The sequence below is a fragment of the Citrobacter sp. MGH106 genome, from assembly GCF_001037495.1.
Classification (GTDB): domain Bacteria; phylum Pseudomonadota; class Gammaproteobacteria; order Enterobacterales; family Enterobacteriaceae; genus Citrobacter; species Citrobacter murliniae.
Genome location: NZ_KQ089823.1, coordinates 568,295 through 588,047, shown reverse-complemented (window position 1 = coordinate 588,047; position 19,753 = coordinate 568,295). Strand labels below are relative to the sequence as shown.

Genomic DNA, 19,753 nt, shown 5'->3' with positions numbered 1-19,753 from the left:
GTCGAAAAAGAAAGCAAACACACGCATCGAGCTTTAGAAATAATTGTGACAAAGCTCTCTTATGGCAGGAATCTGAAGTGGAAGTGGTTAAGACGGCAGGCAGGGATTAAGCGTAACTCTCACCTGATTCCAGGAATAACAGGCAAAAAAAACCCCACCAGTAGGCGGGGTCTTGTCACGAAAAGAGCGTTAATTACTCTTCTTTCGCGCCACGCATTGCACGGCGACGATCGTTTTCGGTCAGGTGACGTTTACGGATACGGATGGAAGTTGGAGTAACTTCTACCAGCTCGTCGTCATCGATGAATTCCAGAGCCTGCTCCAGAGTCATCTTAACCGGCGGAACCAGAACCGTTGCTTCGTCAGTACCAGACGCACGCATGTTGGTCAGTTTCTTACCGGTCAGGCAGTTTACAGTCAGGTCGTTAGAGCGGCTGTGAATACCGATGATCTGGCCTTCGTAAACTTCAGCACCGTGACCCAGGAACAGCTTACCGCGATCCTGCAGGCTGAACAGTGCGAACGCAACTGCTTTACCCTGACCGTTGGAGATCAGTACGCCGTTCTGACGCTGGCCAACATCACCCGCACGAACATCGTCGTAATGGCTGAAGGTGGAGTACAGCAAGCCGGTACCGGAGGTCATGGTCATGAATTCTGAACGGAAACCGATCAGACCACGGCTTGGGATCACGTAGTCAAGACGTACGCGGCCCTTACCATCTGGATTCATGTTTTTCAGGTCGCCTTTACGCTCACCCAGAGCCTGCATCACAGAACCCTGGTGCTGCTCTTCGACGTCCAGCGTGACGTTTTCGAACGGCTCTTGTTTACGGCCGTCGATTTCGCGGAAGATAACTTTCGGACGGGAAACCGCCATTTCGAAACCTTCACGACGCATATTCTCGATCAGAACTGACAGGTGCAGCTCACCACGACCGGATACACGGAATGCATCCGCATCTTCGGTTTCTTCAACACGCAGTGCCACGTTGTGCACCAGCTCTTTGTTCAGGCGGTCAAGGATCTGACGAGAGGTAACATATTTACCTTCTTTGCCACAGAACGGAGAGGTGTTTACGCAGAAGAACATGGTTACGGTCGGCTCATCAACAGACAGTGCCGGCAGCGCTTCGACATTTTGCGGGTCGCAAATAGTGTCAGAGATGTTCAGCTCGCCCAGACCGGTGATCGCGATGATATCGCCCGCTTCAGCAATGTCACTCTCAATACGTTCCAGACCCAGATGGGTCAGGACCTTACCGACTTTACCGTTACGAGTTTTGCCTTCGCTATCAATGATAGTGATCTGCTGGTTCGGTTTAACTTTACCGCGTTTGATACGACCGATGCCGATAACACCAACATAGTTGTTGTAATCAAGCTGAGAGATCTGCATCTGCAGCGGGCCATCAAGGTCAACGTTCGGTGCTGGTACACGATCAATGATGGTCTGATACAGCGGAGTCATATCTTCAGCCATATCTTCGTGATCCAGACCCGCGATACCGTTCAGCGCAGAAGCGTAAACGATAGGGAAGTCCAGCTGCTCGTCGGTAGCATCAAGGTTAACGAACAGGTCAAATACCTGATCAACAACCCAGTCAGGACGCGCGCCCGGACGGTCAACTTTGTTGATAACAACGATTGGTTTCAGGCCATGGGCAAAGGCTTTTTTGGTCACGAAGCGCGTCTGCGGCATCGGACCATCCATTGCATCAACGACCAGCAGTACGGAGTCTACCATGGACATTACACGTTCAACTTCACCACCGAAGTCGGCGTGCCCAGGGGTATCAACGATGTTGATACGGTAGTCATTCCATTTGATAGCGGTGTTTTTAGCGAGGATGGTAATCCCACGCTCTTTCTCCAAATCGTTGGAGTCCATCACGCGCTCTTGGGTTTCAGCACGTGCATCGAACGTACCGGATTGTTGGAGCAGCTTGTCTACCAGGGTGGTTTTACCATGGTCTACGTGCGCGATGATGGCGATGTTACGCAAATTTTCGATCACAACTTTGCCTCAGGCATTTTAGAAATAGCGCGTTATTGTACACGGATTAATCGCAGTACAAAACAGGATCACAAACATCCTCCGCAAACAAGTATTGCAGAGTTTCTTTGTGATCACATTCACGGAGCGTTAAAAGGGGTATTTTGATGTCCATTGCACCAATATGGTGCCTAATGTTCACATTAAAGCACTATAATGGTGCAATACAACATTCATGGTGCAGCCCCTTTGCACGATGGTGCGCATGATAACGCCTTTTAGGGGCAATTTAAAAGTTGGCACAGATTTCGCTTTATATTTTTTACGGCGACACGGCCAATTTTTTGCAGAATTGTAGACTTCGTTACCACGACGACAATGACCAATCCGGGAGAGTAAGTATGTCCGCTGAACACGTTTTGACGATGCTGAATGAACACGAAGTGAAGTTTGTTGATTTACGCTTCACCGATACTAAAGGTAAAGAACAGCACGTCACTATTCCTGCTCATCAGGTAAATGCCGAATTCTTTGAAGAAGGCAAAATGTTTGACGGCTCCTCAATCGGTGGCTGGAAAGGCATTAACGAATCAGACATGGTTCTGATGCCAGATGCTTCTACTGCTCTCATTGACCCGTTCTTTGAAGAGTCTACTCTGATCATCCGTTGCGATATCCTGGAACCAGGTACGCTGCAAGGTTATGACCGCGACCCGCGTTCTATTGCTAAACGTGCTGAAGAATACCTGCGCGCTACCGGCATCGCAGACACCGTTCTGTTCGGGCCAGAGCCAGAATTCTTCCTGTTTGATGACATCCGTTTCGGCGCATCCATCTCCGGTTCCCACGTCGCTATCGATGACATCGAAGGTGCCTGGAACTCCTCCACCAAATATGAAGGTGGTAACAAAGGTCACCGTCCTGGCGTGAAAGGCGGTTATTTCCCGGTTCCTCCGGTTGATTCCTCCCAGGACATCCGTTCTACCATGTGTCTGATCATGGAAGAAATGGGCCTGGTTGTTGAAGCGCATCACCACGAAGTGGCGACTGCGGGTCAGAACGAAATTGCTACCCGCTTTAACACCATGACCAAAAAAGCGGACGAAATTCAGATCTACAAATATGTGGTTCACAACGTTGCACACCGTTTCGGTAAAACAGCGACCTTTATGCCAAAACCAATGTTTGGCGATAACGGTTCCGGTATGCACTGCCACATGTCCCTGTCCAAGAACGGCGTAAACCTGTTCTCTGGCGACAAATATGCTGGTCTGTCTGAGCAGGCGCTGTTCTACATCGGTGGTGTTATCAAACACGCGAAAGCAATTAACGCCCTGGCAAACCCGACCACCAACTCCTACAAGCGTCTGGTCCCGGGTTACGAAGCACCGGTAATGCTGGCTTACTCTGCCCGTAACCGTTCTGCATCTATCCGTATTCCGGTAGTCGCCTCTCCGAAAGCACGTCGTATCGAAGTGCGTTTCCCGGACCCAGCGGCTAACCCGTACCTGTGCTTCGCCGCGCTGCTGATGGCTGGCCTTGACGGTATCAAGAACAAAATCCATCCTGGCGAAGCCATGGATAAAAACCTGTATGACCTGCCGCCAGAAGAAGCGAAAGAGATCCCACAGGTTGCTGGCTCTCTGGAAGAAGCACTGAAAGAACTGGATCTTGACCGCGAGTTCCTGACTGCAGGTGGCGTATTCACCAATGAAGCGATTGACGCGTACATTGCACTGCGTCGCGAAGAAGATGACCGCGTACGCATGACGCCGCACCCGGTAGAGTTCGAGCTGTACTACAGCGTTTAACCGTATCTTAATAATCCGACGAATTTCACGTTGCGGCAAAGCGGCAACTGAGCAAATCCCCAGGAGCATAGATAGCTATGTGAGTGGGGTGAGCGAAGGTAGCCAACGCAGCAGCGACGTGGAAGGCGCCAGGAGTTTTTTAGTTGCCGTGGAACTTTTAGCCCATCACACGATGGGCTTTTTTCTCCACCAACAACCTGATCCTTCGCGCTTTTTCTAAGTAAAAAGCTATAATGCACTAAATTGGTGCAACCTTTTTCAGGAGACTGCTGAATGGCAACCGGCACGCTGCCCGATGCTGGGCAGATCCTCAATTCGTTAATCAACAGCATTTTACTTGTCGATGATGAGCTGGCGGTACATTACGCCAACCCCGCGGCACAGCAGCTGCTCGCCCAAAGTTCTCGTAAACTGTTTGGTACACCGCTTCCTGATCTGTTGAGCTATTTCTCTTTGAACATCGGACTGATGCGAGAGAGCCTGGAAGCTGGCCAGGGCTTTACGGACAACGAAGTGACGCTGGTAATAGACAGCCACTCACATATCCTCTCAGTGACCGCTCAGCGGCTTCCTGACGGCCTTATCCTGCTGGAGATGGCCCCAATGGATAACCAGCGCCGTCTGAGTCAGGAGCAGCTCCAGCATGCTCAACAAATTGCGGCCCGCGATCTGGTACGCGGACTGGCGCACGAAATTAAAAACCCACTGGGCGGGCTACGTGGTGCTGCGCAGCTTCTCAGTAAAGCACTCCCGGACCCGGCGCTGACAGAATATACCAAAGTCATTATTGAGCAGGCCGATCGCCTGCGTAATCTGGTTGACCGTTTGCTGGGTCCACAACAGCCAGGTATGCACGTTACGGAAAGTATTCACAAAGTGGCTGAACGCGTGGTAGCACTGGTCTCAATGGAACTACCGGAAAACGTCACGCTGATTCGTGATTACGACCCAAGTCTTCCAGAGCTGCTGCACGATCCAGATCAGATAGAGCAGGTTCTGTTGAATATCGTGCGCAATGCGCTACAGGCGTTAGGGCCAGAAGGTGGCGAGATTATTCTGCGAACCCGCACCGCTTTCCAGCTCACGCTACACGGTATGCGTTATCGCCTGGCTGCACGTATTGATGTTGAGGATAACGGTCCGGGTATTCCCCCTCACTTGCAGGATACGCTGTTCTACCCAATGGTCAGCGGTCGCGAGGGTGGTACCGGACTTGGATTATCCATCGCCCGTAATTTGATTGATCAACATTCCGGCAAAATTGAATTTACCAGTTGGCCGGGTCATACCGAGTTCTCGGTTTACCTGCCTATCAGGAAATAAAGGTGACGTTTATGCAACGAGGAATAGTCTGGGTAGTTGATGACGATAGTTCCATCCGTTGGGTGCTTGAACGTGCGCTCGCAGGGGCAGGACTTAGCTGCACGACATTTGAAAGTGGTAAAGAAGTGCTGGATGCGCTGGCCAGCAAAACGCCAGACGTGCTGTTATCGGATATCCGAATGCCGGGTATGGACGGCCTGACGCTGTTAAAACAGATCAAACAGCGCCATCCAATGCTTCCGGTCATCATAATGACGGCACATTCCGATCTGGATGCCGCCGTCAGCGCCTATCAGCAAGGGGCTTTCGATTATCTGCCTAAGCCTTTTGATATCGACGAGGCTGTTGCACTGGTCGAGCGCGCTATCAGCCATTATCAGGAACAGCAGCAACCGCGGAATATTCAGATCAACGGCCCGACGACCGATATCATCGGTGAAGCCCCCGCGATGCAGGATGTATTTCGCATTATTGGGCGACTTTCCCGTTCTTCAATAAGCGTATTAATCAACGGTGAATCCGGGACAGGTAAAGAGCTGGTCGCCCACGCCCTGCACCGTCACAGTCCTCGCGTCAAAGCGCCTTTTATCGCACTTAATATGGCGGCTATCCCGAAGGATTTGATCGAATCTGAGCTGTTTGGCCATGAAAAAGGGGCGTTTACCGGTGCGAATACCATTCGTCAGGGGCGCTTCGAACAGGCCGACGGTGGCACACTTTTCCTCGACGAAATTGGTGATATGCCGCTGGATGTACAAACGCGGTTATTGCGCGTATTAGCCGACGGACAATTTTACCGCGTTGGCGGCTATGCGCCAGTGAAGGTGGATGTACGTATCATCGCGGCGACACATCAGAATCTCGAACTGCGTGTGCAGGAAGGCAAGTTCCGTGAGGACTTATTCCATCGTCTGAACGTTATTCGCGTCCATTTGCCGCCGCTGCGTGAACGTCGGGAAGATATCCCCCGCCTGGCTCGTCATTTTCTACAGGACGCCGCCCGCGAACTGGGCGTCGAAGCCAAGCAATTACACCCCGAAACCGAAGCAGCGCTCACACGTCTTGCCTGGCCGGGGAACGTGCGCCAGCTTGAGAACACCTGCCGCTGGTTAACCGTAATGGCCGCCGGGCAGGAAGTGCTAATTCAGGACTTACCGGCTGAACTGTTTGAGGCCACAGTTCCAGATGCCCCTTCGCACTTGCAACCGGACAGCTGGGCAACCTTACTGGCACAGTGGGCTGACAGGGCATTACGTTCCGGTCATCAAAACTTACTGTCTGAGGCGCAACCTGAAATGGAACGTACGCTGTTAACCACTGCGCTACGCCATACCCAAGGGCACAAACAGGAAGCGGCACGCTTGTTAGGATGGGGGCGTAACACCTTGACGCGTAAATTAAAAGAACTCGGAATGGAGTGACGATTTGTCACTGTGTAAAGATTGATAATTGAGCGCAAATTGCTGCTATTTTGTACTTTACTGTTCCGATGAGTTAAGTATGATCGTGCCCGGCAAACGGGGAGAAGTCATCATGCTGGAATCAATCATTAATCTTCTGTCGAGCGGTTCAGTAGAAAGCCATACGCCACAAACTGCGGTTGCCGCAGTGCTGTGTGCGGCGCTGGTTGGACTGTTTAGCTGAATGCGTGCCGGGTGGCGCTAACGCTTATCCAGCTTACAGGTTGTCACAACTTGTAGGCCCGGTAAGCGGTAGCGCCACCGGGCAACGTCACTAAATCACCCGCGAGAACTGCTGTATCCGTGCTTTCTGACGCAAATAAGCATCAAAGCACATGCAGATATTACGGATCAGCAGGCGACCTTTTGGCGTAACCTGAATCCCCTTCTCATTGACGTCCACCAGCCCATCTTCCGCCAGCGGTGCCAGCAGTTTCAGGTCTTCGGCAAAATATTCAATAAAGTTCAGCCCCCATTGCTGCTCCACGGCGGCGTAATCGAGGCGGAAGTTACAGATAAGCGCCTTAATAACGTCACGGCGAATGCAGTCATCACGGGTTAACGCGATCCCACGCCACAAAGCATCACCGCACTCATCTACCTGCTGATAGTAAAGCTTCAGCTCTTTCTGGTTCTGTGCGTAACAGTCGCCAATCATACTGATGGCAGAAACACCCATCCCCAGCAGGTCAGTATCACCCTGGGTGGTGTAGCCCTGGAAATTACGATGCAGAACGCCTTCTCGCTGCGCAACTGCCAGCTCATCATCCGGGCGGGCAAAGTGATCCATCCCAATGAACTGATAGCCAGTTTCGGTCAGTGAGGAGATGGTTTCCTGCAGAATATCCAGCTTCTGTTGCGCGCTGGGCAGATCAACATCTTTGATCTTGCGCTGGGCGGCAAAAAGCGTCGGCAGGTGCGCATAGTTAAAGACGCTCAGGCGGTCGGGATTCAGCTCTGCCACACGCTTCAGAGTGAAAGCAAAGCTCTCCGGCGTCTGTTTTGGCAGCCCGTAAATAAGGTCGATATTCGTCGAGGTAAAGCCAATATCACGCGCATGATTAAGCAGCGCAAAAATGAACTCCTCGTCCTGTTCGCGGTTCACCAGACGCTGAACTTCTTTGTTGAAGTCCTGCACCCCCATGCTCAGGCGGTTAAACCCTTCTGCACGTAAATGATCAAGGACATCCAGCTCGATTTCACGTGGATCCACTTCGATCGAGATTTCGGCATCAGCGTTAAAGTGGAAGTTGTCACGTAACAACGTCATCAAACGGCTGATCTGTACTTTATTCAAATAAGTGGGGGTGCCACCGCCCCAGTGCAGCTGGCTAACATGTCGTCCGGCAAACAACGGTGCACGATGAATAATTTCTTGTTCCAGCACATCCAGATATTGATCGGCTTTATGCTGCTGACGAGTCACAATTTTGTTGCAGCCACAGAAGTAGCACAGTTTGTGGCAAAACGGGATATGGACGTATAAAGAGAGTGGACGTTCAGGGTAGCGCGCAACGGCCTGCGAAAACGCCTCTGCACCGTAGTCTTCAGAAAACTCCAGCGCGGTCGGGTACGAGGTATATCGTGGCCCGGAATAGTTATATTTCTGGATCAGGGCCAGATCCCAGTCTATTAGCTGTTCAGACATGCTCACTCCTTCCGATGGCGTTTCTGGCGAGTACGGCGTACCGGCTTAGTCCCATTGTGGGTGATAAGCCGGCTGCGCAGCCACTTTTGGCGCCGCGACAATCGCTGTAGTTTAACGAATAACCACACCAGATAACATATAACCGGAAGGGTTATAAGCAGGACAGGAAGGCCCACGGTACAAAACCGTTAGTTACCACCCTTCAGCAGGCGCATCATATCTTCCTGCTTTTCATCCTCTTCATCTTCCTCTTCGTCGTCATAGGAGAGACCCAGCTTTTGCATCAGCTCATCAATGCGATCCAGCTTGGCATCAACCCATGCCTGATCTTCATCACTCAGGGTTTCTCCCGCTTCAAGACGTTCCAGCAGCGCATCCAGGCGCTCATCCGTTTCCAGTAAATCCAACTCAGCCTGTGGTGAAAGCATAGGTTTCTCACTCTTCGGTTTGTGCTGTTTGGTGACCTTTTCGGTCACACCCAATGCAATGGGGGTTTTACTGCCAATACGAGGATCTTTGTGCTTACTTTGGTTTCCGCCACCTGATGCGCCGTCACTACCGGTCGCACGGCTACCTGCCGCATGACCACGGTGTTTTTTCTGGCGTTTACGGTCACGGGCTTCCTGGTTAATCTCTTCGCGTGTTTTACGGCGCGCTTTTGCAGGACCTTTACCGCGTGGTGTAGAAGTTGGTTTCATCATGATTCGTCTTTGGCTGTTTTTATTCAGTATATAATTGCGCCGGAATCTAGCAGAAATAAAGAAAAAAGGCGACAGAGTAATCTGTCGCCTTTTTTCCTGACTCTCACCCTTAACAGGCTTTACAATCCATGTTGGCTATCAACACACCCTGTTTTTCCCTTAGCCTGAAACATTCCGTGTTGTTTCCATTTCCTTTTACTAACGTCTCCGGACGTTTGTCTTCCTGACAATCCTGTGTCTTCGCCTCCTGGCGCTCCTGACCCTCATCCTGAGTCGTATATCCTGTAAGCTTCCTCGCTATGGACGCTACTTTACCCTTTTGGCTTAACCGTACAAGTAACCTGGGTAGTAATTTCAGCTTTTCAGAGTATAAATAATGGTTAATTATCTGATTTATTTGAGTTATATCATTATTTGCTCTGTCATATCGCATAGATTCGATCGGCAATGTCTCACAAAGCGCGCGGTTTTTACTTACACAACACACTTGTCGAAAAGCCAGCCTTTTGCTGGTGTTCAGGTATAATCGCTGCAAAGCCTTGATTGATGGAGACGACCGCTTTGACTAATTTGAATTATCAACAGACGCACTTTGTGATGAGTGCGCCTGATATTCGCCATTTACCTTCCGATACGGGAATCGAAGTGGCTTTTGCTGGCCGTTCCAACGCAGGCAAATCCAGCGCGCTAAATACCCTGACAAATCAAAAGGGTCTGGCGCGTACCTCTAAAACACCTGGCCGTACACAGCTCATCAACCTTTTTGAAGTTGTTGACGGCAAGCGTCTGGTTGACTTGCCGGGATACGGTTATGCAGAAGTTCCGGAAGAGATGAAGCGCAAATGGCAACGCGCGCTTGCTGAATACCTGGAAAAACGTCAGAGCCTGCAAGGTTTGGTTGTCCTGATGGACATTCGCCATCCACTAAAAGATCTCGATCAGCAGATGATTCTGTGGGCAGTAGAGAGCAACGTTCAGGTTCTGGTATTACTGACCAAAGCGGACAAACTGGCCAGCGGTGCACGGAAAGCCCAATTGAATACGGTACGTGAAGCGGTGCTGGCATTTAATGGCGATGTACAGGTCGAAGCATTCTCATCGCTGAAGAAGCTGGGCGTGGACAAACTGCGTCAGAAGCTGGATGTCTGGTTTAGCGAACTGGCACCGATTGAAGAGATGCAGGACGGGGAATAATCCACTGATATGCCGGATAGTGACGTTACACGCCTTATCCGGCCTACAGATCTTTATTATTGCTTTAAATAATTCGAGTTGCGTAAAGGCGGCGATACCAGGAAAAATTCGTCGGAAACGACTTTGAACAGCTGAAGGCGCCTCCGGTGAGGGACTGGAGTGAGCAAGAAAGCCAACGCATATACAGCTTGAAGTATGACGAGCACAATAAAAAACGCCCCAGTCATTACTGACTGGGGCGGCTAAAATATTCAGCCAAATCCGATTACGTGAAGTAAAAGGTCTGAAAGATAGAACATCTTACCTCTGTACCCTACGCGAATAACTTTACTCTTTTTTGAGCAGCTCAGAAAGTACTTTTTGTAATTTTTTTTCAATCCCGACATAGGGAATTCTAATGAATATCACAAAAAACTCTATCTTATGTTGCTTAGTTACGAAAAGAGCGCGTTATTCATTGAACCCTTAGTGCGCTTGATCCCAGTTTTCACCACTACCCACTTCCACCAGTAACGGCACATCAATCCGCGTCCCATTTTCCATCAGTTGATGGATCTTTTTCGATACGCTTTCCAGGTCATCTTTATGCACTTCAAATACCAGTTCATCGTGTACCTGCATGATCATGCGTACGCGCGGCTGCTCGGCTTGTAGCCATCCGTCCACATCTATCATGGCTCGCTTGATAATATCTGCAGCAGTACCCTGCATCGGGGCATTAATCGCTGCGCGTTCAGCACCGGCGCGGCGAGCGCCATTACTGGATTTAATATCCGGCAGATAGAGGCGACGCCCTTCCAGGGTTTCAACATACCCTTGCTCTTTTGCCTGTGCGCGCGTGCGTTCCATGTATTCCATTACGCCAGGGTAACGTTCGAAGTAGAGATCCATGTATTTCTGCGCTTCTTTACGCGGAATATTCAACTGGCGCGCAAGACCAAAAGCGCTCATCCCATAGATCAGACCAAAGTTGATAGCTTTCGCACTGCGACGCTGCTCGTTGGTCACAGAATCGAGCGACAAGCCAAAGACTTCAGCAGCCGTTGCGCGGTGAATGTCCTTCCCTTCAGCAAACGCAGTGAGCAGGCCTTTGTCACGCGAGAGATGCGCCATAATACGCAGTTCAATCTGCGAGTAGTCCGCAGAGACAATAACGTAGTCTTCTGGTGCAATAAACGCCTGGCGAATACGACGACCTTCCTCATTACGAACCGGAATATTTTGCAGGTTAGGGTCGGTAGAAGATAAGCGACCAGTAGCCGTGACTGCCTGATGGTACGAGGTATGTACGCGTCCGGTTTTAGGATTGATCATCAAAGGAAGTTTATCCGTATAGGTAGACTTCAATTTTGCCAACCCACGATATTCCAGAATCACCTTCGGCAATGGGTAATCCAGCGCTAACTCTTCCAGCACTTCTTCCGACGTTGACGGCGCACCACCCGGTGTTTTCTTCAGCGGTTTGATACCCTGCTTTTCAAACAGAATGGTTTGCAGTTGCTTGGTAGAAGAGAGGTTAAATGCCTCTCCAGCTATCTCATGCGCTTTTTTCTCCAGCTCCGTCAAACGCAGTGTTAGCTCTTCTGAATGTTTGTGCAGTACCGCCGGATCAATTTTCACACCATTGCGTTCTACGCGAGACAGTACTGGTACCAGCGGCATATCGATCTTCTCGAACACATTTAGCGGCCCTTGATGCTTTTGCAGTTCTGGCCACATTTTCAAGTGCAGCTGTAACGTAACATCAGCATCTTCCGCGGCATAACGTCCGGCTTCTTCCAGTGCAATCTGGTTAAAGGTCAGTTGGTTTTTACCCTTCCCGGCGATCTCTTCAAAAGTGATCGTTTTATGTTTCAGCCAACGATCGGACAGGCTGTCCATGTCGTGTCGTCCGGCAACACTGTTGAGAATGTAGGATTCGAGCATGGTATCAAAGACGATGCCGCGCAGCTCAATTCCGTAGTTTGCCAGTATGCCACGATCGTACTTCAGATTTTGCCCAACCTTATGCGCCTTTTCATCTTCCAGCAGCGGCTTCAGCAGCGTCAACGCACGGTCGCGAGAGATCTGATCGGGAGCATCCAGGTAATCATGGGCAACAGGAACATATGCAGCTATGCCTGGCTCAATGGCAAAAGAGAGACCAACCAGGTTCGCAGAGATGTTATCCAGGCTGTCAGTTTCAGTATCAAAGGCAAAGACCGGTGCTTTTTTTAGCTTCGTAATCCACTCTTCCAGCGTCGCTTCGTCCAGAATAGTGACATAGTTATCGAATGAGAGAACTGTTGCCGGCTCCTCAGGCGTTTCATCGATAGCTATTGTTTCCTGTGGTTTTGCTGCTGGCTTTGTTCCTTTCGCCTGCAGCCATTTGCCGGCTTCAACGTCAGCAACCCAGCGTTTGAACTCATATTGCTTAAACAGGCCAAGCAGTTCGTCAGCTGCAGGCTGGCGCACTTCCAACTGCTCACAGGTTAATTCAAGTTCAACATCCGTTTTAATCGTGGCCAACTTATAAGAAAGGTATGCCACTTCTTTATTCTGCTCGAGTTTGCCAGCCATGGTTTTTGCACCACGGAAGGTTAGCCCCGCGATTTTGTCTGATTCAGCATAGAGGGTATCCAGCCCTCCCAGTCCCTGAAGCAATGCCTGAGCTGTTTTTTCACCCACTCCCGGAACACCTGGAATGTTATCGGAGGAGTCGCCCATCAGCGCCAGGAAATCGATGATCAGCTCAGGTGGCACGCCATACTTATTCACTACCTCATCCGGACCGAGGATAGTATTGGTCATAGTATTGATAAGCGTGATATTTGGTGTCACCAGTTGAGCCATGTCTTTATCACCGGTACTGATCAGCACCGGGCGCCCTATTTTCTCTGCTTCTCGCGCCAGCGTACCGATGACATCGTCCGCTTCCACACCGGAAACCGCCAGTAACGGCAGCCCCATCGCTTTGACCATCGCATGTAAAGGTTCTATCTGCGCACGCAGATCGTCCGGCATTGGCGGACGATGTGATTTGTAATGCTCGAATAACTCATCACGGAAGGTTTTACCCTTAGCGTCGAAGACCACTGCAGCATGCGTCGGCTGGTATTGCAGAATCAAGCTACGCAGCATGTTGAGGACACCGTACATAGCGCCCGTAGGCTCTCCCGAGCTGTTGGTCAGCGGCGGAAACGCATGGTATGCGCGATACAGGTAAGATGAGCCATCTACGAGGATAAGTGGGTTTTCTGGGATCTGAACCATAATGTCCGTGCCTGTTTATCAGATTATGGGTAAAGGATGCCACAGACAGGATGAAAACATGAGTTTTTCACCGTATTTGTGGAAAAACTTTTGCAGATCTTCTGGACTGTCCGCAAAGTGAGCTGTGGATAACTTTGTGAGTAAATAATTTTCAGCCCTTTAAATACAGCAAGATAATTTATAAAGCATAATAATTTTATATATTTTTCATCGCGTTATATTGAGCAGCAGAATTTTATAGCTTATTTTAGACTTATATCTGGATGTGGATAGATATTACCGTTTTTTCTATTCAGCGAAGACCCGTCATTTGGTTCGTTTTCTGATAAAATCAGCCCCTTGCGCCTCTTTCGCGCACTATCTATGGCTAACCTTTTGAATAATTTAATTATGACGAGAATACTCGCTGCGATAACGCTGTTGCTGAGTATCGTATTGACCATATTGGTCACGATTTTTTGTTCTGTGCCGATCATCCTTGCCGGGGTTGTAAAACTCCTTTTGCCCTTTCCCATCGTCTGGCGCAAGGTATCCGTCTTCTGTAATTTCATGATGTACTGCTGGTGTGAAGGTCTGGCGTTACTGTTACACCTTAATCCGCGACTGAAGTGGGACGTTGAAGGACTGGAAGGTCTTAGCAAGAAAAACTGGTATCTGCTCATCTGCAATCACTACAGCTGGGCTGATATCGTTGTGCTTTGCGTTTTGTTCCGTAAACACATCCCCATGAATAAATATTTCCTTAAGCAGCAACTCGCCTGGGTCCCCTTTATTGGACTGGCATGCTGGGCGCTGGATATGCCGTTTATGAAACGCTATTCGCGCGGCTATTTGCTCCGTCATCCGGAACGACGCGGTAAAGATGTGGCAACAACGCGTCGCTCTTGTGAGAAGTTTCGCCTCCATCCGACAACCATTGTGAATTTTGTTGAAGGTTCGCGCTTCACGAAAGAGAAGCACCTGCAAACCCGCTCGCCATATCAAAATCTATTGCCCCCCAAGGCCGCGGGCATTGCGATGGCGCTAAATGTACTAGGGTCTCAGTTTGATAAATTGCTCAACATTACGCTGTGTTATCCAGAAAACAGTCATCGTCCTTTCTACGATATGCTGAGTGGCAAGCTGACACGCATTGTCGTGAGAGTGAATCTGGAGACAATTAAAGAAGAACTGCACGGTGATTACGTTAACGATAAAGGATTTAAACGTCGGTTCCAGCTATGGCTGAATACGCTGTGGAGTGAGAAAGACATGCAACTTGATGCGATTAAAGCCTCACATAAAAAAGCCGGTCAGTGACCGGCTTTTTCTTTTACTTCTGACCAACCAGATATTTCACGGTATCAGCATACTGCTGTACAAAGATATCCATGCTGCTGGTATCCATACCCTGCGGATTTACCTGATACTTACCATTAACAAACATCGCCGGGACGCCCTGCAGTTGCAGATCAGCCGCCGCTTTTTCCTGCTGTGCGACGAGTGATTTCACCACGAAGCTATTCCATGCAGCATCATAGTCTTCACCTTTAATACCCGCATCGACAAACACTTTACGAATATCAGCAACAGACTGGACGGTCTGCGTTTTCTGTACCCCTTCAAACAACGGTACAGTAACTTTATCTTCAACGCCCAGTGCCAAAGCAACAGCCCACGCCTGAGTCAGGTCTTTGCCAAGAGGCCCCAAAAACTCAACGTGATATTTGGTCATTTTGGTGCCTTCCGGCAGTTTTTTCTTCACGTTATCAGAGACGTGAAGCACTTCTTCAAACTGGTAGCAATGCGGGCAGTAGAAGGAGAAAAACTCCAACACCTGAGGCTCACCCACAATAGGCTTTTCCAGTGTGATGTACTGCTTGCCATCCTGGAATTGCGCTGCCGATGCGCTAAAAGCTAAGATCATACCAGCCAGCGCCAGCCATATTTTTTTCATGTTCAGGTCTCTCCGATTAATACATTGGCGTTAATTGTAAGGGGGGGTCTTGCAGAATTTTAGCCTGCTCAATAAAGGTCGCGGTCTGACGTTGCCAGTAATCTTCCCCGGTTAACCATGGAAAGTTTTTAGGGAACGCAGGGTCAGCCCAACGTCGAATCAGCCAGGCAAGATAATAAACTAAACGCATGGCGCGTAAAGGTTCAATGAGTCCGATTTCAGCGATGTCAAACTCACTAAACTCTTCATAAGCCTCAATAATGGTTTCAAGCTGCATACGTTGTTCTGCTTTATCGCCATTAAGGAGCATCCATAGATCCTGTATTGCCGGACCATTACGAGCATCATCTAAATCGACGAACATCGGGCCATCACGCCACAGAATGTTCCCGGCATGGCAGTCACCGTGCAATCGTAGCGTTTCAAAACGGGTATGCCAGCGCTCGGTAACCACTGTGATGAGCGCATCCGTTGCCTTAAGGAAAGCTGCCTTTTGCCCTGCAGGAATGATCCGCGCATGCTCGAAAAGTTTACGCGGCTCAGTCAGATACTCTTCAAGACCAATTGTCGGTCGAAAGGCAAAAGAACGTTTACGTCCAGTTTGATGCAGGCGTCCCAGATAGCGGCCCACCGCCTCCATCTGATCGATGTTGTCGGCTTCAAACTGGCGGCCACCCACACTGGGAAATATCGCATAGTGAAATCCCTGATGACCCAATAACGTCTGGCCATCAAACACAATTGGCGCCGCAACGGGTACATCATCGCGCACCAGTTCAAGGGCAAACTGGTGTTCTTCCAGTATTTGATCAACAGACCAGCGTTCAGGACGGTAAAACTTTACGACAAAACGTCGACGGTCTTCATCCTGGAATTGATAGACACGATTTTCATAGCTGTTAAGCGGGGTCAGCCCGGAATCCACCCGGATCCCCTGCTCAAACAGTGCATCCATGATGGTATCCGGGTGTAGCGTCTGGAAAGTAAAAGCGTTGTCGTTCATCCCATCATCCGGAAAATACTACGAATGATTCAGGATATCATTTCGCAGCGCTTTCGGTGGCGGCGATTACAAGGTTTTACTCTTTAATTACGCCACGTGCTCGCAGGAGTGCAGTTTTAAAATCTTCTTCATAATCTTTTTGAATACCTGGAATCACTGCGTCTTTCGCAGAGTCGCGCATTTTCAGGTGGTAGATCAGAATATCATCAGTTAAATCCGCCAGTTCTCCGTCAAAACCTGACTCTTTTGCCAGTTTCTGCAAAAATTGCATCAGGTTAAGATCGGGTTCTTTCTGCCAGGCCGGCTGGAGGAGTTCAATAACTTCATTCAGACGTTTACATTTCATGGTTGTGCTCCTTAGTCTTAATACGAATACGTTAGCAGGGTCAATCCCACATTAAAAGAGGCGATATCAGTGATTCTGGATAGTGCAATAACAGGGGTTGTTCTGGCTGGCGGTAAGGCCAGACGAATGGGTGGAACAGATAAAGGCCTTCTTGAACTTCACGGTAAGCCGTTATGGAGACACGTGGCGGATACCCTCGCCTTGCAGGTTAAGACCGTCGTGGTTAACGCCAATCGCCATCAGGATGTTTATCAACAAAGCGGCTTGAAAGTTATCCCCGATTTATTGGCCGATTTTCCTGGCCCGCTGGCCGGAATGCTGTCAGTTTTTCAGCAGGAAGCTGGTGACTGGTTTCTATTCTGTCCTTGCGATATGCCATATATTCCCCACAGCCTGGCCGCACGTTTAAAAGAGCAACGTAGCTCTGCGCCAGTCGTATGGGTGCACGATGGAGAACGGGATCACCCGACAATTGCGCTGATGAATAGAAAAATAGTGCCGTTGTTACAGGACTACCTTCAGTCTGGTGAACGACGCGTAATGGTCTTTATGCGTCTGGCTGGCGGGCATGCCGTCGATTTCAGCGATCACAGAGACGCATTCGTAAATGTGAATACACCAGAAGAACTCGCGAGATGGCAGACAAAATCATGATCCCATTACTCGGCATTGCGGCATGGAGTGGTACAGGAAAAACCACACTGCTCAAAAAGCTGATACCGGAACTGTGCGCCAGAGGTATTCGCCCTGGATTGATCAAGCATACACACCACGATATGGACGTCGATAAACCCGGCAAAGATAGCTATGAACTGCGTAAAGCTGGAGCAGCTCAAACACTGGTCGCCAGCCAGCAGCGCTGGGCATTGATGACGGAAACGCCAGAAGAGCCCAAGTTGGACTTAACATATCTGGTGAGCAGAATGGATGCTTCAACGTTAGATATGGTGCTTGTCGAGGGTTTTAAGCATGAAGCTGTCGCGAAGATCATGCTTTTTCGTGAAGGTTGTGGTCGCAACAAGGAAGAATTAACGATTGATGAACATGTTGTCGCGGTTGCAAGCGATGTTCCACTCATGGTGGATGTTCCATTGTTAGATATAAACGATATACCACAGATAGCGGCATTTATTTTACGGTGGCTAAAGCAATGAACGTGATCCGGATGAGGCGTTTACGCCGAATCCGGCACTTTTCACAACGCATAGACGCAAAAAAGCCCATCCGGCAGGATGGGCTTCTTCACTGGTTTGATGCCTGGCAGTTCCCTACTCTCGCATGGGGAGACCCCACACTACCATCGGCGCTACGGCGTTTCACTTCTGAGTTCGGCATGGGGTCAGGTGGGACCACCGCGCTACAGCCGCCAGGCAAATTCTGTTTATCAACACGCTTTCGCATGTCAATTTAATCTGTATCAAGCTGAAATTTCGTCTCTTTCGCCAAAACAGCTTCGGCGTTGTAAGGTTAAGCCTCACGGTTCATTAGTATCGGTTAGCTCAATGTATCGCTACACTTACACACCCGACCTATCAACGTCGTCGTCTTCAACGTTCCTTCAGGAGACTTATAGTCTCAGGGAGAACTCATCTCGGGGCAAGTTTCGTGCTTAGATGCTTTCAGCACTTATCTCTTCCGCATTTAGCTACCGGGCAATGCCATTGGCATGACAACCCGAACACCAGTGATGCGTCCACTCCGGTCCTCTCGTACTAGGAGCAGCCCCCCTCAATTCTCCAGCGCCCACGGCAGATAGGGACCGAACTGTCTCACGACGTTCTAAACCCAGCTCGCGTACCACTTTAAATGGCGAACAGCCATACCCTTGGGACCTACTTCAGCCCCAGGATGTGATGAGCCGACATCGAGGTGCCAAACACCGCCGTCGATATGAACTCTTGGGCGGTATCAGCCTGTTATCCCCGGAGTACCTTTTATCCGTTGAGCGATGGCCCTTCCATTCAGAACCACCGGATCACTAAGACCTGCTTTCGCACCTGCTCGAGCCGTCACTCTCGCAGTCAAGCTAGCTTATGCCTTTGCACTAACCTCCTGATGTCCGACCAGGATTAGCTAACCTTCGTGCTCCTCCGTTACTCTTTAGGAGGAGACCGCCCCAGTCAAACTACCCACCAGACACTGTCCGCAACCCGGATCACGGGTCTACGTTAGAACACCAGCCATTAAAGGGTGGTATTTCAAGGTTGGCTCCATGCAGACTGGCGTCCACACTTCAAAGCCTCCCACCTATCCTACACATCAAGGACCAGTGTTCAGTGTCAAGCTATAGTAAAGGTTCACGGGGTCTTTCCGTCTTGCCGCGGGTACACTGCATCTTCACAGCGAGTTCAATTTCACTGAGTCTCGGGTGGAGACAGCCTGGCCATCATTACGCCATTCGTGCAGGTCGGAACTTACCCGACAAGGAATTTCGCTACCTTAGGACCGTTATAGTTACGGCCGCCGTTTACCGGGGCTTCGATCAAGAGCTTCTCCTTACGGATAACCCCATCAATTAACCTTCCGGCACCGGGCAGGCGTCACACCGTATACGTCCACTTTCGTGTTTGCACAGTGCTGTGTTTTTAATAAACAGTTGCAGCCAGCTGGTATCTTCGACTGATTTCAGCTCCATGAGTAAATCACTTCACCTACATATCAGCGTGCCTTCTCCCGAAGTTACGGCACCATTTTGCCTAGTTCCTTCACCCGAGTTCTCTCAAGCGCCTTGGTATTCTCTACCTGACCACCTGTGTCGGTTTGGGGTACGATTTCGTGTTACCTGATGCTTAGAGGCTTTTCCTGGAAGCAGGGCATTTGTTACTTCAGCACCGTAGTGCCTCGTCATCACACCTCAGCGTTAAAAGGTACCGGATTTACCTGGAACCTCCGCCTACATGCTTAAACCGGGACAACCGTCGCCCGGCTAACATAGCCTTCTCCGTCCCCCCTTCGCAGTAACACCAAGTACAGGAATATTAACCTGTTTCCCATCGACTACGCCTTTCGGCCTCGCCTTAGGGGTCGACTCACCCTGCCCCGATTAACGTTGGACAGGAACCCTTGGTCTTCCGGCGTGCGGG

General features: G+C 50.0%; 18 protein-coding genes, 1 rRNA gene and 2 other annotated features. Of the genes, 8 read left to right on the top strand and 11 right to left on the bottom strand.

The window, feature by feature from the left end; genetic code table 11:
- Nucleotides 1–193: 193 nt before the first annotated feature.
- Complete coding sequence (gene typA / locus SK36_RS22320; protein WP_045449198.1) at nt 194–2,017, bottom strand: ribosome-dependent GTPase TypA; 1,824 nt, start codon at nt 2,015–2,017, stop codon at nt 194–196.
- A gap of 380 nt (nt 2,018–2,397) precedes the next feature.
- Between typA and glnA the strand changes: the two genes are divergently transcribed.
- The 4 genes from glnA (at nt 2,398) to SK36_RS24800 (ending at nt 6,774) form a co-directional block, all read left to right on the top strand.
- Entirely contained in the window at nt 2,398–3,807 is a 1,410-nt protein-coding gene (gene glnA / locus SK36_RS22315) for a glutamate--ammonia ligase (RefSeq protein WP_045449196.1), read from the top strand.
- Between the two features lie 273 nt (nt 3,808–4,080).
- Complete coding sequence (glnL, locus tag SK36_RS22310) at nt 4,081–5,130, top strand: nitrogen regulation protein NR(II) (protein ID WP_045449194.1); 1,050 nt, start codon at nt 4,081–4,083, stop codon at nt 5,128–5,130.
- Between the two features lie 11 nt (nt 5,131–5,141).
- Nucleotides 5,142–6,551: a nitrogen regulation protein NR(I) gene (gene glnG, locus SK36_RS22305; RefSeq protein ID WP_045449862.1), complete on the top strand. Its 1,410-nt coding sequence runs from the start codon at nt 5,142–5,144 to the stop codon at nt 6,549–6,551.
- A 112-nt stretch (nt 6,552–6,663) separates the two neighbouring features.
- Nucleotides 6,664–6,774, top strand: coding sequence for a YshB family small membrane protein (locus SK36_RS24800; RefSeq protein ID WP_096758886.1), 111 nt, complete (start codon nt 6,664–6,666; stop codon nt 6,772–6,774).
- Between the two features lie 90 nt (nt 6,775–6,864).
- On the opposite strand, the gene hemN is transcribed toward SK36_RS24800, so the two are convergent.
- The 3 genes from hemN to SK36_RS22290 form a co-directional block, all read right to left on the bottom strand.
- Nucleotides 6,865–8,238: an oxygen-independent coproporphyrinogen III oxidase gene (gene hemN, locus SK36_RS22300; RefSeq protein WP_048223330.1), complete on the bottom strand. Its 1,374-nt coding sequence runs from the start codon at nt 8,236–8,238 to the stop codon at nt 6,865–6,867.
- A gap of 188 nt (nt 8,239–8,426) precedes the next feature.
- Nucleotides 8,427–8,936 carry a Der GTPase-activating protein YihI gene (yihI, locus tag SK36_RS22295; protein WP_240703920.1) on the bottom strand — a complete coding sequence of 170 codons (510 nt, stop codon included), beginning with the start codon at nt 8,934–8,936 and terminating at the stop codon, nt 8,427–8,429.
- Nucleotides 8,937–9,048: 112 nt separating this feature from the next.
- Nucleotides 9,049–9,297: a hypothetical protein gene (locus SK36_RS22290; RefSeq protein ID WP_045449860.1), complete on the bottom strand. Its 249-nt coding sequence runs from the start codon at nt 9,295–9,297 to the stop codon at nt 9,049–9,051.
- Nucleotides 9,298–9,500: 203 nt separating this feature from the next.
- Between SK36_RS22290 and yihA the strand changes: the two genes are divergently transcribed.
- Entirely contained in the window at nt 9,501–10,133 is a 633-nt protein-coding gene (yihA, locus tag SK36_RS22285; protein ID WP_048223516.1) for a ribosome biogenesis GTP-binding protein YihA/YsxC, read from the top strand.
- A 251-nt stretch (nt 10,134–10,384) separates the two neighbouring features.
- On the opposite strand, the gene SK36_RS25305 is transcribed toward yihA, so the two are convergent.
- The 3 genes from SK36_RS25305 to SK36_RS25115 all read right to left on the bottom strand — a co-directional run bounded on the left by SK36_RS25305 (nt 10,385) and on the right by SK36_RS25115 (nt 13,936).
- Nucleotides 10,385–10,432, bottom strand: a complete 48-nt coding sequence (locus SK36_RS25305) for a small protein SpfP (protein WP_071892919.1) — start codon at nt 10,430–10,432, stop codon at nt 10,385–10,387.
- A 166-nt stretch (nt 10,433–10,598) separates the two neighbouring features.
- The gene (gene polA, locus SK36_RS22280; RefSeq protein WP_048223326.1) at nt 10,599–13,385 is read right to left on the bottom strand and encodes a DNA polymerase I; all 2,787 of its coding nucleotides are present in this window, start codon (nt 13,383–13,385) and stop codon (nt 10,599–10,601) included.
- A 242-nt stretch (nt 13,386–13,627) separates the two neighbouring features.
- Nucleotides 13,628–13,936, bottom strand: coding sequence for a hypothetical protein (locus SK36_RS25115; RefSeq protein WP_231593102.1), 309 nt, complete (start codon nt 13,934–13,936; stop codon nt 13,628–13,630).
- Here SK36_RS25115 and SK36_RS22275 point away from each other — a divergent pair.
- The gene (locus tag SK36_RS22275) at nt 13,821–14,684 is read left to right on the top strand and encodes an acyltransferase (RefSeq protein WP_223307033.1); all 864 of its coding nucleotides are present in this window, start codon (nt 13,821–13,823) and stop codon (nt 14,682–14,684) included. The genes SK36_RS25115 and SK36_RS22275 overlap by 116 nt on opposite strands.
- Nucleotides 14,685–14,697: 13 nt before the next feature.
- Here SK36_RS22275 and dsbA read toward each other — a convergent pair whose 3' ends face one another.
- From dsbA to SK36_RS22260, 3 genes are all read right to left on the bottom strand, one after another.
- Entirely contained in the window at nt 14,698–15,321 is a 624-nt protein-coding gene (gene dsbA / locus SK36_RS22270) for a thiol:disulfide interchange protein DsbA (protein WP_045449183.1), read from the bottom strand.
- 16 nt (nt 15,322–15,337) lie between these two features.
- Entirely contained in the window at nt 15,338–16,324 is a 987-nt protein-coding gene (locus SK36_RS22265) for a serine/threonine protein kinase (protein WP_048223324.1), read from the bottom strand.
- 76 nt (nt 16,325–16,400) lie between these two features.
- Nucleotides 16,401–16,670: a YihD family protein gene (locus SK36_RS22260; protein WP_042325406.1), complete on the bottom strand. Its 270-nt coding sequence runs from the start codon at nt 16,668–16,670 to the stop codon at nt 16,401–16,403.
- Nucleotides 16,671–16,739: 69 nt separating this feature from the next.
- Here SK36_RS22260 and mobA point away from each other — a divergent pair, with 69 nt between their 5' ends.
- Together mobA and mobB are read left to right on the top strand one after the other, a co-directional pair.
- Complete coding sequence (mobA, locus tag SK36_RS22255; RefSeq protein ID WP_045449178.1) at nt 16,740–17,324, top strand: molybdenum cofactor guanylyltransferase MobA; 585 nt, start codon at nt 16,740–16,742, stop codon at nt 17,322–17,324.
- Entirely contained in the window at nt 17,321–17,824 is a 504-nt protein-coding gene (mobB, locus tag SK36_RS22250; protein WP_045449857.1) for a molybdopterin-guanine dinucleotide biosynthesis protein MobB, read from the top strand. Before mobA ends, mobB begins: the two co-directional genes overlap by 4 nt.
- Nucleotides 17,825–17,925: 101 nt before the next feature.
- Here mobB and rrf read toward each other — a convergent pair.
- Nucleotides 17,926–18,041: ribosomal RNA gene (gene rrf, locus SK36_RS22245) — 5S ribosomal RNA — on the bottom strand.
- A 105-nt stretch (nt 18,042–18,146) separates the two neighbouring features.
- Nucleotides 18,147–19,019: a sequence feature (23S ribosomal RNA rRNA prediction is too short), on the bottom strand.
- Between the two features lie 3 nt (nt 19,020–19,022).
- Nucleotides 19,023–19,753, bottom strand: a sequence feature (23S ribosomal RNA rRNA prediction is too short).

What these genes read in the sequence shown, in the direction of transcription:
- SK36_RS24800 (WP_096758886.1), top strand. Translation starts at nt 6,664, where the DNA reads ATGCTGGAATCAATCATTAATCTTCTGTCGAGCGGTTCAGTAGAAAGC.
- SK36_RS22265 (WP_048223324.1), bottom strand. Translation starts at nt 16,324, where the DNA reads ATGAACGACAACGCTTTTACTTTCCAGACGCTACACCCGGATACCATC.
- yihI (WP_240703920.1), bottom strand. Translation starts at nt 8,936, where the DNA reads ATGAAACCAACTTCTACACCACGCGGTAAAGGTCCTGCAAAAGCGCGC.
- SK36_RS25115 (WP_231593102.1), bottom strand. Translation starts at nt 13,936, where the DNA reads ATGAAATTACAGAAGACGGATACCTTGCGCCAGACGATGGGAAAGGGC.
- glnL (WP_045449194.1), top strand. Translation starts at nt 4,081, where the DNA reads ATGGCAACCGGCACGCTGCCCGATGCTGGGCAGATCCTCAATTCGTTA.
- glnG (WP_045449862.1), top strand. Translation starts at nt 5,142, where the DNA reads ATGCAACGAGGAATAGTCTGGGTAGTTGATGACGATAGTTCCATCCGT.
- mobB (WP_045449857.1), top strand. Translation starts at nt 17,321, where the DNA reads ATGATCCCATTACTCGGCATTGCGGCATGGAGTGGTACAGGAAAAACC.
- polA (WP_048223326.1), bottom strand. Translation starts at nt 13,385, where the DNA reads ATGGTTCAGATCCCAGAAAACCCACTTATCCTCGTAGATGGCTCATCT.
- glnA (WP_045449196.1), top strand. Translation starts at nt 2,398, where the DNA reads ATGTCCGCTGAACACGTTTTGACGATGCTGAATGAACACGAAGTGAAG.
- hemN (WP_048223330.1), bottom strand. Translation starts at nt 8,238, where the DNA reads ATGTCTGAACAGCTAATAGACTGGGATCTGGCCCTGATCCAGAAATAT.
- dsbA (WP_045449183.1), bottom strand. Translation starts at nt 15,321, where the DNA reads ATGAAAAAAATATGGCTGGCGCTGGCTGGTATGATCTTAGCTTTTAGC.
- SK36_RS22260 (WP_042325406.1), bottom strand. Translation starts at nt 16,670, where the DNA reads ATGAAATGTAAACGTCTGAATGAAGTTATTGAACTCCTCCAGCCGGCC.